Genomic DNA, 411 nt, shown 5'->3' with positions numbered 1-411 from the left:
CTTTGGCTTTAAAAGCCAATTCCACAGATGTTAGTAGTTCGCTAGCCGCAAAAGCCGACACAAGTTCGGTCAATACCGCACTTGCATTGAAAGCAAATTCCTCAGATGTTAGTAGTTCGCTAGCCGCAAAAGCCGATACAAGTTCGGTCAATTCAGCTTTAGCTTTAAAGGCTCCTTTGGCTTCTCCAACTTTTACAGGAACTCCTACTTTGCCAACAGGAACCACAGCTGTAACTCAATCCGCCGGAGATAATTCCACCAAACTAGCCACCACTTTTTATGTTGATCGAAGCGTTGCGGCTGCTACGCCAGATGCCACTAATACAACTTTAGGTAAAATACGATTGTCAGGTGATTTAGCTGGAACGGCGGATGCTCCCACTGTTCCAGCTTTATCCCTAAAGGCTGATA

Annotated in this window: 1 protein-coding gene; it reads left to right on the top strand. The window is 45.5% G+C overall.

Annotation, left to right across the window (positions count from 1 at the left end; all coding sequences use genetic code 11):
* On the top strand, positions 1-411 hold a 411-nt coding region (locus tag V7S76_RS13270; RefSeq protein WP_459510625.1), incomplete at both ends, for a hypothetical protein.

It is taken from the genome of Aquirufa sp. ROCK2-A2 (assembly GCF_054558485.1).
This window is presented reverse-complemented; position numbering and strand designations above follow the sequence as displayed.